This is a genomic window from Streptomyces sp. NPDC088197 (genome assembly GCF_044741185.1).
Lineage (GTDB): Bacteria > Actinomycetota > Actinomycetes > Streptomycetales > Streptomycetaceae > Actinacidiphila.
Window position 1 is genome coordinate 285,041 of sequence record NZ_JBIUSD010000008.1, and the last position, 15,453, is coordinate 300,493.

Sequence of the window (15,453 nt, forward strand, 5' to 3'; positions counted from 1 at the left end):
ATGCCCCGGCGTACGGGGAGTGCTCCCGGCCGTGGTCCAGGTGCGGCAAACTCCTGCACTATGGGATGTGCACGTTGTCATAGGCACATTCCGCCGCCGCAGACCGGGAGTTGTCCACATGGCAGAGAGGGTGCTCGTGCGCTGTCCGGCCTGCGACCGTGAGCACACGTACACCGCGCCCACCTTCCCGTGCGCGTGCGGTGCGCCGCTCGCGCTCCCGGTGCTGTCCGGGGGCGCGCCCGAGCAGATCGGGCACAAGACGTGGGACGACTCGTGGGTACGGCTGCGGTGTCCCGACTGCGGCCGGGCCGACGAGTGGCCGAAGCCGGAGTTCGACTGCGCCTGCGGCGCCCTGATCCGGCTGCCGTTGGCGGGCGAGGCCGCGCAGGAGGCCGGGGCCGTGCCCGCGGGGGCGCATCAGGCGGATTCGCCGCCCGAGCCCACCGGGCAGGTTCCGCCGCCGCCGACGGACCGGCCGCCGTTCCGGCCGGTCACGATCAGGACCGGCAGGGACGCGCTGACCGCCGCCGCGCAGTTCCTGAAGTGGCTGGGCTTCGGCGGGATACGGCTGGCCGGGGACCGTACGGCCAACGGCATCGACCTGCGCGGGGACGGACTGGTCGCCCAGGTCGACCCGACCACGCAGCCCACCGCGGCCCGTGACGTGGAGTGCCTCTGGCTGAACTGCGCCAACGAGGACGCGGTCGGGGCCTTCTTCTCGCTGGCCGGTTACGCCCACGACGCGCGGCTGCGCGCCGACCAGCTCGGCGTACCGCTGTTCGTGATGGACCTGACCGGCACCCCGCAGCCGGTGAACGACGCGGCGGACGAGTTGATCAGGACGGGCCCCGGCACCCCCGGCTGACCCGCCCCCCTTTTCCGGCACCTCCGGCTGATCCCCCCTTTCCGGCACCCCCGGCTGACCCGCCCCCCTTCACGGTGCCCCGAGGCGCCCGGCAGCGCGAATTCCCGCGCGCCGGGCGCCTTTTCGCTGCCCGGGACGCCTCTTGACGCGCGCACCGGCACGGCTTACGTTCATTCCATATCGCAGAACTACTTTTCCACATAGCGGAAAGCGTGGAGGGAAGTAGTCGCCGACAGAAGCAGGAGAGGGACCTCATGCCTCGTATGACCGCCGCCCGCGCGGCCGTGGAGATCCTCAAGCTGGAGGGCGTCGACGTCGCCTTCGGTGTGCCCGGGGCCGCGATCAACCCCTTCTACGCTGCGCTCAAGGCGTCCGGCGGCATCCGCCACACGCTGGCCAGGCACGTCGAGGGCGCCTCGCACATGGCCGAGGGCTACACCCGCACCAGCCCCGGCAACATCGGGGTGTGCGTCGGCACCTCGGGCCCCGCGGGCACCGACATGATCACCGGCCTGTACTCGGCGACCGGCGACTCCGTCCCGATCCTGTGCATCACCGGCCAGGCCCCGACCTCCGTGATCCACAAGGAGGACTTCCAGGCGGTCGACATCGCCTCGATCGCCGCGCCGGTCACCAAGGCGGCGACCACCGTGCTGGAGGCCGCGCAGGTCCCCGGCGTCTTCCAGCAGGCGTTCCACCTGATGCGCTCGGGCCGTCCGGGACCCGTGCTGATCGACCTGCCGATCGACGTCCAGCTCACCGAGATCGAGTTCGACCCGGAGACGTACCAGCCGCTGCCGGTCTACAAGCCCGCCGCGTCCCGCGCCCAGATCGACAAGGCGCTCGCGATGCTGCTGGCCTCGCGGCGCCCGCTGATCGTCGCGGGCGGCGGCATCCTCAACGCCGACGCCAGCGACCTGCTGGTCGAATTCGCCGAGCTGACCGGCACCCCGGTCATCCCGACCCTGATGGGCTGGGGCGCCATCCCCGACGACCACGAGCTGAACGCGGGCATGGTCGGCCTCCAGACCTCGCACCGGTACGGCAACGCCACGTTCCTGGAGTCCGACTTCGTCCTCGGCATCGGCAACCGCTGGGCCAACCGCCACACCGGCTACAAGCTCGACGTCTACACCGCGGGCCGCACCTTCGTGCACGTCGACATCGAGCCCACCCAGATCGGCAAGATCTTCGCCCCCGACTACGGCATCGCCTCGGACGCCAAGGCCGCGCTCGCGCTCTTCGTCGAGGCCGCCCGCGAGCTGAAGGCCGAGGGCAGGCTGCCCGACCGCCGCGCCTGGATCGACTCCACGCTGGAGCGCAAGGCGACCTTGCAGCGGCGTACGCACTTCGACGACATCCCGATCAAGCCGCAGCGCGTCTACGAGGAGATGAACCGGGCCTTCGGCCCCGAGACGCGGTACGTCACCACCATCGGCCTCTCGCAGATCGCGGGCGCGCAGATGCTGCACGTCTACCGCCCCCGGCACTGGATCAACTGCGGCCAGGCGGGCCCGCTGGGCTGGACCATCCCGGCCGCCCTCGGTGTCGCCACCGCGGACCCGGACGCGCAGGTCGTCGCCCTGTCCGGCGACTACGACTTCCAGTTCATGCTGGAGGAGTTGGCGGTCGGCGCGCAGCACCGGATCCCGTATGTGCACGTGCTGGTGAACAACTCGTACCTGGGGCTGATCCGGCAGGCGCAGATCGGTCTCGACATCGATTTCCAGGTCAATCTGGAGTTCGAGAACGTGAATTCGCCCGAGCTGGGCGTCTACGGCGTCGACCACGTCAAGGTGGTCGAGGGCCTGGGCTGCAAGGCGATCCGGGTCACCGACCCGGCCGAGCTGGGCGCGGCGTTCGAGCAGGCCAAGAAGCTGGCGGCCGAGTACCGGGTGCCGGTGGTGGTCGAGGTGATCCTGGAGCGGATCACCAACATCTCGATGAGCACGACGGCCGACATCAGCAACGTCGTGGAATTCGAGGAGCTGGCCACCGAGCCGGGCCACGCGCCCACGGCGCTCATGCCGCTGCGGGTCTGAGGCCGACGGGCCCGGCGGGTCTGAGGTCCACGGGCCCGGCGGGCCCAGCAGTCACGGCCCGGCCGTCACGCGGCTTCGGGCCCGCCGGTCACGCTCCTTCGGGCTTGAAGTCCTCCCGCAGCTCCACCTTGCGGATCTTGCCGCTGACCGTCATCGGGAACGCGTCCATGATCCGCAGGTGGCGCGGCACCTTGAAGTGCGCGAGCCGGTCGGCGCAGAAGTCCTTGATCTCGGCGAGGGTCGGCGGGTCGGCCGGGTCGCGCGGGATCACGCAGGCCAGGATCTCCTCGCCGTACCGCTCGTCGGGCACCCCGACCACCTGCACGTCGGAGATCTTCGGGTGGGTGTACAGGAACTCCTCGATCTCCCGCGGGTACACGTTCTCCCCGCCGCGGATGATCATGTCCTTGATCCGGCCGACGATGGCGAGATAGCCGTCGTCCCGCATCGTCGCGAGGTCGCCGGTGTGCATCCAGCGCCCGGCGTCCACCGCCTCGGCCGTGCGCTCCGGCTCCTCCCAGTAGCCGAGCATCACCGAGTAGCCGCGGGTGCACAGTTCGCCGGGCTCGCCGCGCGGCACGGTGACGCCGCTGACCGGGTCGACGACCTTGACCTCCAGGTGCGGCAGGACCCGGCCGACGGTGGCGGTGCGGTGTTCGAGGGCGTCGTCCATCCGGGTCTGGGTGGAGACCGGCGAGGTCTCGGTCATTCCGTAGCAGATGGACACCTCGGCCATGTGCATCTCGGCCATCACCCGCTTCATCACCTCGACCGGGCACGGCGATCCGGCCATGATGCCGGTCCGCAGCGACGACAGGTCGTAGTCGGCGAAGTCGGGCAGTCCCAGCTCGGCTATGAACATCGTGGGGACGCCGTAGAGCGAGGTGCAGCGCTCCTCCTGGACGGCGCGCAGGGTCGCGGCCGGGTCGAAGGAGGGGGCCGGGATGACGATGCACGCGCTGTGCGTGGTGATGCCGAGGTTGCCCATCACCATGCCGAAGCAGTGGTAGAAGGGCACCGGCAGACAGACCCGGTCCTCCTGCGTGTAGCCGACCGTCTCGCCCACGAAATAGCCGTTGTTGAGGATGTTGTGGTGCGAGAGCGTGGCGCCCTTGGGGAAGCCCGTGGTGCCCGAGGTGTACTGGATGTTGATCGGGTCGTCGCAGCTCAACGTCGCCTCGACGGCGGCGACTTGATCCTCGGACACACCGTCGGCGGCGGCCAGCAGGGCGTCCCAGGTCGGGTCGCCGATGAAGACGACCTCGCGCAGCAGCGGACAGTTGCCGCGCACCTCGTCGACCATCCCGCGGTAGTCGCTGGTCTTGTGGCCGGTGGAGGCGATCAGCACCTCGATGCCGGACTGCCGCAGGACGTAGTCGAGTTCGTGCACGCGGTAGGCCGGGTTGATGTTGACCATGACCGCGCCGATCCGCGCGGTGGCGTACTGCACCAGCACCCACTCGGGGCAGTTGACCGCCCAGATGCCGACGCGGTCGCCCTTGATCACCCCGCGGCCGAGCAGTCCGCGCGCCAACCGGTCGACGTCCGCGCCGAATTGGGCGTACGTCCAGCGCCGCCCGCTCGCCACGTCCACCAGGGCCTCGCGTGCGGGGTGCGCGGCGATCGCCCTGTCGAGATTGCGCCCGATGGTGTCCCCGAGCAACGGCGTCTCCCCTGTCCCGTGCGCGTAGGAGGGCTCGGCGCTCCGGGCCGCCGGGCCGCCCGCCGCGCTCACTTGTAGTCCTCCTCGTGGAATTCGCCGCTCCCGTCGTGCATCGTGCGTTCGCGCAGCTCGATGCGGCGGATCTTGCCGGAGACGGTCTTGGGGAGGTCGGCGAACTCCAGCCGCCTGATGCGCTTGTACGGGGCGAGGACGGCCCGCGAGTGCGCGAAGATCGCCTTGGCGGTCTCGCCGTCCGGGGCCCAGCCCTCGGCGAGGACGACGTACGCCTTCGGTACGGCCAGCCGCAGTTCGTCGGGCGCGGGCACGACCGCCGCCTCGGCCACCGCCTCGTGTTCGAGCAGCGCGCTCTCCAGCTCGAAGGGCGAGATCTTGTAGTCGGACGCCTTGAAGACGTCGTCGGCGCGGCCGATGTACGTGATGTAGCCGTCGGCGTCGCGCGAGCCGATGTCGCCGGTGCGGTAGAAGCCGCCGCCCATCGCCTCGGCGGTCAGCTCGGGCTCGCCCGCGTAGCCGGTCATCAGGCCGACCGGCCGGCCCCGGCGCAGGTCGAGGCAGATCTCGCCCTCGTCGCCGGTCTCGCCGGTCACCGGGTCGACGAGCGCGACCGTGTAGCCGGGCGTCGGCCGTCCCATGGAGCCGGCCTTGACCAGTTGGCCCGGGCTGTTGGCGACCTGCACGGCGGTCTCGGTCTGCCCGAAGCCGTCCCTGATCAGCACGCCCCACACCCGCCGTACGTGCTCGATGACCTCGGGGTTCAGCGGTTCACCGGCCGCGACCGCCTCGCGCGGCGGGGTGCCCAGCGCGCTGAGGTCGGCCTGGATCAGCATCCGCCAGACCGTGGGCGGGGCGCAGAAACTGGTCACCCGGGCGCGTGCCATCTCGGCCATCAGCCGGGCGGCGTCGAAGCGCGTGTAGTTGTGCACGAAGACGGTCGCCTCGGCGTTCCACGGCGCGAACAGACTCGACCAGGCGTGCTTGGCCCATCCGGGTGACGAGATGTTGAGGTGGACGTCGCCGGGCCGCAGCCCGATCCAGTACATCGTGGCGAGGTGGCCGACCGGGTACGAGAGGTGGCTGTGCTCGACCAGCTTGGGCTTGGCGGTGGTGCCCGAGGTGAAGTAGAGCATCAGCGGGTCGCCCGAGGGGGTCGGCCCTTCGGGTACGAAGCCGGGGTCCGCCGCGTACGCGTCCTCGTAGGGGAGCCAGCCGTCGGGGGCGCCGCCGACCGCGATCCGCGTGTAGTCGCCGGGGACTTCGGCGAATTTCCCGGTGTCGGCGGCGCGTACGACGACGTGCCGGGCGGCGCCGCGGTCGATACGGTCGCGCAGGTCGGCGGGGCCGAGCAGCGGGGTGGCGGGGATGACGACGGCCCGCAGCTTCATGGCGGCGAGCGCGGTCTCCCACTGCTCCGCCTGGTTGCCGAGCATCACCAGGACCCGGTCGCCCGCGCGGACGCCGCGCGCCCGCAGCCAGTTGGCCGCCTTCGCGGACCGCTCGGCCATCTCCGCGAAGGAGATCCTGACCTCGGTGCCGTCCTCCTCGACGATCCACAGCGCGGTGCGGTCGTTGTCCTTCGCGATGGCGTCGAACCAGTCCAGCGCCCAGTTGAATTCCTCGGGCTCCGGCCACCGGAAGCCCTCGCGGGCCGCCTGGTAGTCCTCACGGTGCCGCAGCAGGAAGTCACGGGCGGCCCGGAAAGCACCGGTCGCGTCCGTTGCCGCCATCTGTCCTCCTCATCGATGGACCCCTCGGTAGCATCGTGCGGTAGTGACCTGGGTCTCACTACCCCCGGACGGGGGTGAGAGCCGGTGTCCGATTCCGTCCGGCCGGGAGTCACGGGCTCCTGGCCGGGGTGGACGGTCGGGGGCGAGGAGGTGGATCGGGTGGACGGTCAGCGGGGCGAGGCGGTCGAGGTACGGGCCGCGTTGCTGCGAATGCGCAGGTCGGGGCTGTTGCCGGTGGCCTTCGGCGGGCTGGTGACCGGCGCCGCGGGGCAGGCGGGCGGCTACGGCGCCCGGCAGTTCCGTATCTCCGAGATGTCCGGTACCGACACCGAGTCGCTGCGGGGCCTCGCCATCACCACCGGCAACGGTCTGGGCGGCAAGACCCTCGCCACGGTCCGACCCTGCTCGGTCACCGACTACGGCTCGTCCCGCGTGATCAGCCACGAGTACGACCCGCCCGTCGCCGCCGAGGGGCTGCGCTCGGTGCTCGCGGTGCCCGTCGTCGTCCGCCGCCGGGTGCGCGGGGTGCTCTACGGCGCGCTGCGGCAGCCGTACGCCCTGGGCGACCGTCCGCTGTCCGTCGCCCTCGACGCGGTCCGCGAACTGGAGCAGGCCCTGGCCGTACGGGACGAGGCCCAGCGGCTGCTCTCCTTCTGCCAGCAGCCGCTGACCGCCGACCCCCGGGCCTGGGAGCAGGTGCGCGAGGCGCATCTCGAACTGCGCGCGCTGGCCACCCGCATCCCCGATGTGCGGCTGCGGCAGGAACTGCTGTCCGCCTGCGCCCGGTTGGCCTCGGCCGCGGTCCCCTCCGGCGCGGCGTCGCGGGTCCCGCGCCCGGCGCCGCTGACCCCGCGCGAGCTGGACGTGCTGGCCTCGGTGGCGTCGGGCGCCACCAACGCGGCGGCTGCCGCGCGGCTTCGGCTGCGGCCCGAGACGGTGAAGAGCTATCTGCGGTCCGCGATGCGGAAGCTGGGTGCCCACACGCGACTTGAGGCCGTGGTCGCGGCGCGCCGCGAGGGCCTGCTGCCCTGACCTCGGGCGGATGAACGGCGGCGTTATTGGGGGGCCTCGGCCGGGGGCCCGCCGTTACGCTCGTCGGACCTGCGGCGCGCCGACGGCGCGGACGGCGGGAGTCGAGGCGTGGAGGGGGACGGGATGTCGGTCGACCGGTTGGCCGGGTTCGCGGCGATGTCGTTGGTGCTGGTGCTGATTCCGGGTCCGAGCGTGCTGTTCGTGCTCGGCCGGGCGCTGGCCCACGGGCGGCGGACCGCGCTGGGCAGTGTGCTGGGGAACGCCACGGGCGCGTATGTGCTGGTGACGGCGGTGTCGGTGGGGCTCGGGGAGATCGTCGCGCGGTCGGTGACGGTGTTCGTGGCGCTGAAGCTGGCGGGCGCCGCGTATCTGGTCTATCTGGGGGTGAAGGCGTTCCGGCAGCGGGGCGCGCTGTCGGCGGCGATGAGCGCGGACGAACCGGCCGGGGCCGCCCGGGGGGATCTCCGTACGCTCTGGGAGGGGTTCGTGGTCGGCGTGACGAATCCGAAGACGATGGTGTTCTTCGCGGCCGTGCTGCCGCAGTTCGTCGACCGGGGCGCGGGGCACGTACACGAGCAAATGCTGCTGCTCGGGCTGGTGTTCACGGTGATCGCGCTGATCTGCGACAGCGTCTGGGCGCTGACCGCGTCGGCGGCCCGCACCTGGTTCGCCCGCTCGCCGCGGCGGCTGGCGGCGGTCGGCGGCACCGGGGGTCTGGCGATGATCGGCCTGGGTGTGACGGTCGCGGTCACGGGGCGCGCCGACCAGTAGGACGGACCCCGCGGCGCCGGATGTGACATGTACGCGCGCGGTGGACCAGCGCCCTCACCCCTCCCGCCCGGCCGTCGTGCCTGGTGGGACGGGTGGATCGGGTGATGTGATCAGAGGCACAGGGCACGCGGCAACGAAACGTTTGCGTTTCGATAGGTCGGGTCGTACCGTCGTTGGAGTACGAAACCGTTTCGTTCATGCAGCGGTTCCGGTCGGTTCCTGCCCGTCCCGTTCCTCCTCAGGAGTCCCGCCTCATGTCATCCCAGTCCACCGCCGACGCGCACGTCGGCGACTCCGCCGCGGCCTCAGGGCCCCTCGGCGCGGGCCCCACGGGCCCGGTGCAGAAGACAGAGAAGGCGAACCACCGCTGGTGGGTGCTGAGCGTCATCGCGCTCGCCCAGCTCATGGTCGTCCTCGACGCCACCATCGTGAACATCGCCCTGCCGTCCGCCCAGAACGCCCTCGGCTTCAGCGACGGAAACCGGCAGTGGATCGTCACCGCGTACTCCCTCGCCTTCGGCTCCCTGCTGCTGCTCGGCGGACGCCTGGCCGACCTCATCGGCCGCAAGATCGTCTTCCTGATCGGCGTCGTCGGCTTCGCGGGCGCCTCCGCCCTCGCCGGCGCCGCGCAGAACTTCGAGGTGCTGGTCACCGGCCGCGCCCTCCAGGGCCTGTTCGGCGCCCTGCTCGCGCCGGCCGCGCTGTCGCTGCTCAACACGACCTTCACCGACGCCAAGGAACGCGCCAAGGCGTTCGGCATCTACGGCGCCATCGCGGGCGCGGGCGGCGGTGTGGGCCTGCTGCTCGGCGGTGTGCTCACCGAGCACCTGAGCTGGCGCTGGACGCTGTACGTGAACCTGATCTTCGCCGTCCTCGCCTTCGTCGGCGGTATGGCCTTCCTGCGCAAGGGCGCTCCCGCCGACCGCCCCAAGCTCGACGTCCCCGGCACGGTCATGGTCGTCGCGGGTCTGTTCGGCCTGGTCTACGGCTTCTCGAACGCCGAGACCCACCACTGGGGCTCCCCGATGACCTGGGGCTTCCTGGTCGCGGGCGGCGTGCTGGTCGGCGCCTTCGCCTGGTGGCAGACCAGGGCCGCGCACCCGCTGCTGCCGCTGCGCGTCCTGCTGGACCGTGACCGCGGCGCGTCCTTCATCATGCTGGCGATCTCCGGCGCCGGGATGTTCGGCGTCTTCCTCTTCCTGACCTACTTCCTCCAGGCGTCGCTGCACTACACGCCGGTCAAGACCGGTCTGGCGTTCCTGCCGATGATCGGCGCGCTGATGGTCTCCGCGCAGATCGCCACCAACAACCTGATGCCGCGGTTCGGGCCCCGCCCGATCGTCCCGCTCGGCATGGCGATGGCCGGCGCCGGTATGGCCTGGCTGACCGTCCTCGACCTCAACAGCACCTACGCGGCGCACGTCCTGCCGCAGTTGCTCGTCATCGGCTTCGGTATCGGCCTGGCCCTGCCGCCCGCCATGAGCGTGGCCACCGCGGGGATCGCCGCCGACGACGCCGGTGTGGCCTCCGCGGCCGTCAACACCATGCAGCAGGTGGGCGGTTCCATCGGTACGGCGTTGCTGAACACGCTGGCCGCCAGCGCCGCGACGAGCTACCTGTCCAGCCACAAGCCGTCCCCGGCCGTGGCCGCGCAGGCCCAGCTCCACAGCTACTCCACCGCCTACTGGTGGTCGGCGGGCCTCTTCGCCGTCGGCTTCGTCCTCGCCGCCCTCATGTACCGCAGCGGCCGTCCCAGCCAGGGCGACACCACCGTCCAGGCCGTCCACATGTAAGCAAGCCTCCGGGCTCCCCAAGCCCCCCGGCCCCGCAGTGAGCGGTAGTGGGCCGGGGTCAAGGGGACCGGGCCGCCGGGTCATCGTGGGGACGGGACACCCGGCACCCCGGCCCCCCGACCGGCCGCCCGGCCAGTGCGCCGCCCCCGTGCGCACAGGCCGGGCGGCCGGTCTCTCTTTTCCCGCACCCTGTCCGACGGGTAGGGTGCGGCGCATGATCCTCCCCCACCGTGTCTAGGCAGCGGTAAGCGCCCACAGACGACCGGCCCCGCCCTGACGGCGGGTTGACGGCGCTGCGCGGCATACGCGAAACCGCCCGCCTTCCCCCGGAAACCCGAGGATCACCCCCATGTCCGCGCCTGCCCGGGCTGCGTCCTACGCTGCCGTCTTCCGCCTTCCCCATGCCCGCCGCACCTTCGGTGCGGCCCTTTTCGGACGCCTCGGCTACGGCGTCGTCTCGCTCTCCCTCGTCCTGTCCCTGACCTCCGCCACCGGGTCGCTGTCGCGCGGCGGGCTGCTGGCCACGCTCTTCGCGACCGTGTCCGTCCTGCTCGGCCCCGCGCGGGCCGCGCTCGTGGACCGCTGGGGCGCCAGGCGCGGCCTGACCACGCTGGCGCTGCCGTTCGCCACGACCCTGTTCGTCCTGGCCGCGGCCGTACGGGAGCCCGGTACGCCGCTGTGGGCGTTCGCCGGGCTCAGCGGCGCGGCGGGGGCGCTGTGTCCGCCGCTCGGGCCGACGATGCGCGCGCTGTGGGACGCGCTGACGCCCGACGAGGCGCTGCTGCAAAGGGCGTTCAGCGTCGACACGGTCGCGGAGGAGCTGATCTTCCTCAGCGGGCCGCTGCTCGTGGTGGCCGTGCACCCGGTGAACGGCCTGGTGCTCTCCGGCGCCCTGATCGGCTGCGGCACGCTCGCGATGGTCACCTCCCCCGCCGCCCGGCTGCTGCCGCCGCGCCACACGTCGACCGCTTCGGCGGCCGGGCGGCTGCGGCTGTTCGGCGAGAAGGGCGGCGGCGTCCGCAGGGCCGCGTACGCCGCCGCCGGGATCGGCTGCTGCCTCGGCTGCGTGGAGCTGTTCGTGATCGCCTTCGCCGACCGGCACCACCACCCCTCGGCGGTCGGCTGGATCCTCGCCGCGCAGTCGGCGGGCAGCGCGCTCGGCGGTCTGCTCTACGGCCGGATCTCCTGGCGGCTGCCCGCCGCCGCCCGGCTCCCCGGCCTGCTCCTCGTCCTGGCCGCGCTCGTCTCGGTCACGGCCGCCGCCCCCGTACTCACGGTGTTCGGCCTGTGCGTCGCCGCCGCGGGCACCTTGACCGCGCCGATCCTCTCGACCGCCTATCTCGCGGCGGCGGGCGCGGCGCCCGACGGCGCCACCACCCGCGCGACGACCTGGGTCAACTCGGCCGTCAACGCAGGGTCTTCGGCCGGTGGCGCCGTGGCCGCGCTGCTGGTCGCCGGCGTGCCGCCGGCGCTCTGCTTCCTCCTGGCGGCGGTCCCGCCGCTGCTGGCCGCCGTCGCGATCGGCCGGGCGCGGCGGACGAAGGGCGGGGCCGAGGGTCCCGTGCTCGCGGAGGAGGGCGGAGGCGTCTGAGCACCCGGCCGCGGGGCGGTGGGCGCGCCCTCAGAGCTTGGGGGCCGCCCGGTTGAGGCGCGTGGCCAGGCCCTCGTAGTGCACGACCAGACCGTCGGCGTCCACGTCGATCTCGCTGCGGTACGTGCCGGAGGCGTAGCCGAGCCGGGCCCCTGACATCAGCGGGGTCAGGTGGGTGTAGCCCTGGATGGAGGGGCGGACGGCGAGGGTCGGGACGGGGACGAAGGCCATCAGGAAGTCCTGATGGCCTTCGTTGCGGTGGAGTTGGTGCCGCAGCACCGGCATCGTGTTGGTGAGCGGTGACATGCCGAGGTCGCAGTCGAGCGCGCCGTCGAGCGCGAGGACGACCTGCCCGTTGGCCGTCCAGCGGCTGCGCACGTCCCGGCGCAGTTCGAGGTCGTAGGTGCCGTCGACGGTGTGCGAGGTGACGTGCAGCCGCCGGGTCACGTACCCGGCGTCGGTGTCCAACTCATAGCTCAGCCAGTACGGTTCGGGCTTCAGTCCGACCGCGCGGCCGTGCGCGCGCAGCCGTCCGGCGGCCAGTTCGACCCACGCGGTCTCGTATCCGCCGGTCTCCTCGACCTGCCAGGTGAGTACGGTGTTCGGCGCTGTCATGGCGCAAACGTAACGTTCGCCCCGGATCGGACGCCATAAGCGTGGCGAGGGCACATGGACGACGGCGGTCCGCGGCCGTGTCCGGCGGACGCGTCACTCGATCGGCGGGTGCCGGGCGCGGGGCGGGCGGGCGGCCGAAGCGGCGCGCGGGCCCGGTCGGCGCGGTGTCCACGCCTCGACCTCGCCGAATGCGCGTCCGGCGGCCGGGTTACGGTGGCTGCATGCACGTGAGCCAGCACGACGGACCCGGTGACCGGACTCCCGAAGGACAGCCCCACGAGCAGACGGCCCCCGCGACGGCCCGCGAGACGCCCCCCGGGCCGGTCTCGCCGACCGCGGAATCCGTGCCCGTACCGGAAGGGCCGCTGTATGTGCCGGTGCGACAGGGGCCCGCGGGCTATGTCGTACGGCTGTGGCGTACGCCCGTCGGCAGCAGGACCGCGGTCGCCTTCACCAGTGACCAGCGGCTGCGCTCGGTGCTGGGGCCGACCCAGCCGTGGATCAAGCTCTCGGAGAGCGCGCTGCGCGCGATGGCCGAGCCGCTGGGCGCCCGGCATCTGACCGTCGACCCGCTGCTGACCGCCCGGCCCCCGGCTTCCTGGACCGATCCGGCGGCGGGCCGCCCCTGCCCGCGCCGCGGCACCGACGGCGCCGCGGCGGGCACCGCTGAAGGGGACGAGGGCGGCGACGGCATACGCCAGCAACCGGCGGGCCTGGCACCGTAGTTCGCCGTTCGAGACCCCGGCACGCCAGGGTGCGCCGCGGCGCACCCTCAGCACGTACGCCCCCGGCCTCAGCCCGCGGGCTGCACCTCCCCCACCATCTGCGCCGTCACGTCCCCGCGCCCCGCGAGGTCGCCCGGCGGGATGCCCGGGTGGTGCCGGTCGGCGGACTGCGCGGTCGCGGGCGCGGCGTCGCCGAGGGCCAGCCGGGAGACGATCCGGTAGCGGTCGCCGCGGTAGACGGAGTGGACGTACTCCACCGGGCGGCCGGTGGCGTCCTTGGTGAGCCGTTCGAAAAGCAGCGCCGGTGACAGGACGGGCACGCCGATCAGCCGGGCCTCCTCGTCGTTGGTCACGGTGGGCTCGATGGACTGGACGGCCTCGTGGACGTGGACGCCGTGCCGGGCGCGCAGGAAGTCGTAGAAGTCGCCGGACTCCATGTCCGCCGCGTGCAGGCCGGGCACGAGGTCGGCCGGGACGTGCAGGTATTCGATGGCCATCGGCTCGTCGTCGACCAGCCGGAGCCGGGCGATGTAGGTGATCTCGGCGGCCGGGGAGATGCGCAGCTTGCGGCCGACGCGGGCGCCCGCCTGCACGGTGGTGAACTCCAGGACGCGGCTGGCCCAGGTGCCGGACGCCTGCGGGAGGCGGTGCGCCTGGCCGTCGAGCGCCAGCTCCTGGGTGATCTTGGCGCGGGCGACGAACATGCCGCGGCCGTGTTCGCGGACCAGCAGTCCCGTGGTGACCAGTTCGTCCACGGCGGAGCGGAGCGTGGGGCGGGAGACGCCGAGCTGCTCGCACAGGGTGCGCTCCGACGGGATCGGGTCGCCGGGCGCGCGCGACTCGACCAGTTCCATCAGGTAGTCGCGGACCCGTTCGCGTTTCAGCGCCGAGCGCGGCGGCTCGCTGGCCATGGGGGGCACCTTCCTGCCGCCGACGGGTCACCGGTGTGCCGCCGTCGTGCGGGTGAGTTCGTGTGACGTGCTGCTGAGTTCGGGGGACGTGCCGGTGGGTTCATGTGACGTGCTGGTGAGCCGAGGTTATCCAGATGCTGACCAGTATGCCAGCGCTCCTTGCCACCTGGCTTTCGGGGGCCTCATTCGTATACGGCCTGCGTGTGGCGGGTGCGCGGCGGACGGCGGGTCGGCGGGCGACGGGTGCGCGAACTCTTGACGTGCTCAGTGGTCTATGCCATTTTCACTGACCAGCACTAGACCAGTTGGCAAGTGGTAAGTCCTGTTCGCTCCCTGCCCGAGGTGACATCCCCGTGAGATCCAGACTCGTTCCCGGCGCCGCGGCGCTCGTCCTCGCCGTCGCCGCGCTCTCCGCGTGCGGCTCCTCCTCCGGATCCGGCGGTTCCGGTGACTCCGGCGACACCGGCGGTTCCGCCAAGACGCCGGCCCCCGCCAAGCTCACCGTGTGGATCATGCGCGGCAGCATGTCCGACGGTTTCCTCAGCCGCTTCAGGTCCGACTTCGAGGCCGGGCACAAGGGCACCACCCTGGACATCCAGATCCAGGAGTGGGACGGCATAGGCCAGAAGATCACCAGCGCGCTGGCCAGCAACGACGCACCCGACGTGATGGAGGTCGGCAACACGCAGGTCGCGCAGTACGCGGCGAGCGGCGGCGTCAAGGACCTCACCGACAAGGTGACCGACCTCCAGGGCGCCGACTGGATTCCCGGCCTCGCCGACCCCGGCAAGATCGACGGCAAGCAGTTCGGCATCCCCTGGTACGCGGCCAACCGCGTCGTGATCTACAACAAGGACCTCTTCTCGAAGGCGGGCATCGCCGCGCCGCCCAAGACCCGCGACGAGTGGATCCAGGACACCACCAAGCTCAACACCGGGGGCAACGACGGCATTTACCTGCCGGGCCAGACCTGGTACGCGCTGGCCGGATTCATCTGGGACGAGGGCGGCGACCTGGCGGTCCAGGACGGCGACAACTGGAAGGGCGCGCTGGACACCCCGCAGGCCAAGGCGGGCATGGAGTTCTACAAGCGGCTCCAGGCGCTCGGCAAGGGCCCGAAGGACTCCGACGAGGCCAAGCCGCTCCAGGCCGACGTCTTCGCCAAGGGCAAGAGCGCGCAGATCATCTCGGTGCCCGGCGGCGCCGACGCCATCGTCAAGGCCAATCCCGCGATGAAGGACAAGATCGGCTTCTTCCCGATCCCCGGCAAGACCGCCGACAAGCCGGGCGCGGTCTTCACCGGCGGCTCCGACCTGGTGATCCCCGAGGCGTCCCGGCACCAGGCGCTCGCCTACGAGGTGGTCAAGGCGCTCGCGGGCACCAAGTGGCAGACGGACATGGCCAAGGAGATGAGCTACGTGCCCAACCGCACCTCGCTCGCGGGGGTGTTGGCGGGCAACGAGGGCGCCTCGGTGATGGCGGTCGGCGCGGCCAACGGCCATGCCACGCCCAACTCGCCCAACTGGGCGGCGGTCGAGGCCAACAACCCGATCAAGCAGTACATGACGCAGGTGCTGACCGGCAGCGACCCGGACGCGGCGGGCAAGACGGCCTCGGCGGCCGTCACCAAGGCCCTCAACACCGCCTCCTGACCGGCCACGCCCCGCCCGCTCCCTATCTGATCCGCGTCCGCCCGACAG

At 72.0% G+C, this 15,453-nt stretch carries 12 protein-coding genes; 8 read left to right on the forward strand and 4 right to left on the reverse strand.

All coding sequences use genetic code 11. The features are described 5' to 3' along the window. Positions 1-118: 118 nt before the first annotated feature. Together ACIOC1_RS21585 and gcl are read left to right on the forward strand one after the other, a co-directional pair. Positions 119-865, forward strand: coding sequence for a hypothetical protein (locus tag ACIOC1_RS21585; protein ID WP_391049440.1), 747 nt, complete (start codon positions 119-121; stop codon positions 863-865). A gap of 254 nt (positions 866-1,119) precedes the next feature. Beyond that, on the forward strand, positions 1,120-2,907 hold the full coding sequence (gene gcl, locus ACIOC1_RS21590; protein ID WP_401856077.1) for a glyoxylate carboligase: 1,788 nt from the start codon (positions 1,120-1,122) through the stop codon (positions 2,905-2,907). Between the two features lie 88 nt (positions 2,908-2,995). Here gcl and ACIOC1_RS21595 read toward each other — a convergent pair whose 3' ends face one another. Continuing rightward, on the reverse strand, positions 2,996-4,642 hold the full coding sequence (locus ACIOC1_RS21595; protein ID WP_401856079.1) for an AMP-binding protein: 1,647 nt from the start codon (positions 4,640-4,642) through the stop codon (positions 2,996-2,998). After that, positions 4,639-6,315, reverse strand: a complete 1,677-nt coding sequence (locus ACIOC1_RS21600; protein ID WP_401856080.1) for an AMP-binding protein — start codon at positions 6,313-6,315, stop codon at positions 4,639-4,641. The genes ACIOC1_RS21595 and ACIOC1_RS21600 overlap by 4 nt, the downstream gene beginning before the upstream one ends. Before the next feature lie 210 nt (positions 6,316-6,525). Here ACIOC1_RS21600 and ACIOC1_RS21605 point away from each other — a divergent pair, with 210 nt between their 5' ends. The 4 genes from ACIOC1_RS21605 (at position 6,526) to ACIOC1_RS21620 (ending at position 11,502) form a co-directional block, all read left to right on the forward strand. Then, positions 6,526-7,347: a LuxR C-terminal-related transcriptional regulator gene (locus ACIOC1_RS21605; protein WP_355339491.1), complete on the forward strand. Its 822-nt coding sequence runs from the start codon at positions 6,526-6,528 to the stop codon at positions 7,345-7,347. A 123-nt stretch (positions 7,348-7,470) separates the two neighbouring features. Continuing rightward, on the forward strand, positions 7,471-8,118 hold the full coding sequence (locus ACIOC1_RS21610) for a LysE family transporter (RefSeq protein WP_391049584.1): 648 nt from the start codon (positions 7,471-7,473) through the stop codon (positions 8,116-8,118). Positions 8,119-8,372: 254 nt separating this feature from the next. After that, positions 8,373-9,911, forward strand: a complete 1,539-nt coding sequence (locus tag ACIOC1_RS21615) for a DHA2 family efflux MFS transporter permease subunit (RefSeq protein ID WP_355338913.1) — start codon at positions 8,373-8,375, stop codon at positions 9,909-9,911. Between the two features lie 349 nt (positions 9,912-10,260). Then, a complete protein-coding gene (locus tag ACIOC1_RS21620) occupies positions 10,261-11,502 on the forward strand; it encodes an MFS transporter (RefSeq protein WP_391049431.1) in 1,242 nt (413 codons plus the stop codon). 30 nt (positions 11,503-11,532) lie between these two features. Here ACIOC1_RS21620 and ACIOC1_RS21625 read toward each other — a convergent pair whose 3' ends face one another. Further along, positions 11,533-12,117, reverse strand: a complete 585-nt coding sequence (locus tag ACIOC1_RS21625) for a putative glycolipid-binding domain-containing protein (RefSeq protein ID WP_401856081.1) — start codon at positions 12,115-12,117, stop codon at positions 11,533-11,535. A 221-nt stretch (positions 12,118-12,338) separates the two neighbouring features. Between ACIOC1_RS21625 and ACIOC1_RS21630 the strand changes: the two genes are divergently transcribed. Continuing rightward, positions 12,339-12,842 (forward strand): SAV_915 family protein, encoded by a 504-nt coding sequence (locus ACIOC1_RS21630; protein ID WP_401719653.1) that lies wholly within the window; start codon positions 12,339-12,341, stop codon positions 12,840-12,842. 68 nt (positions 12,843-12,910) lie between these two features. Here ACIOC1_RS21630 and ACIOC1_RS21635 read toward each other — a convergent pair whose 3' ends face one another. Further along, a complete protein-coding gene (locus ACIOC1_RS21635) occupies positions 12,911-13,753 on the reverse strand; it encodes a UTRA domain-containing protein (RefSeq protein ID WP_391163588.1) in 843 nt (280 codons plus the stop codon). 353 nt (positions 13,754-14,106) lie between these two features. Between ACIOC1_RS21635 and ACIOC1_RS21640 the strand changes: the two genes are divergently transcribed. Next, a complete protein-coding gene (locus tag ACIOC1_RS21640; RefSeq protein WP_401311706.1) occupies positions 14,107-15,405 on the forward strand; it encodes an extracellular solute-binding protein in 1,299 nt (432 codons plus the stop codon). Positions 15,406-15,453: the final 48 nt, after the last annotated feature.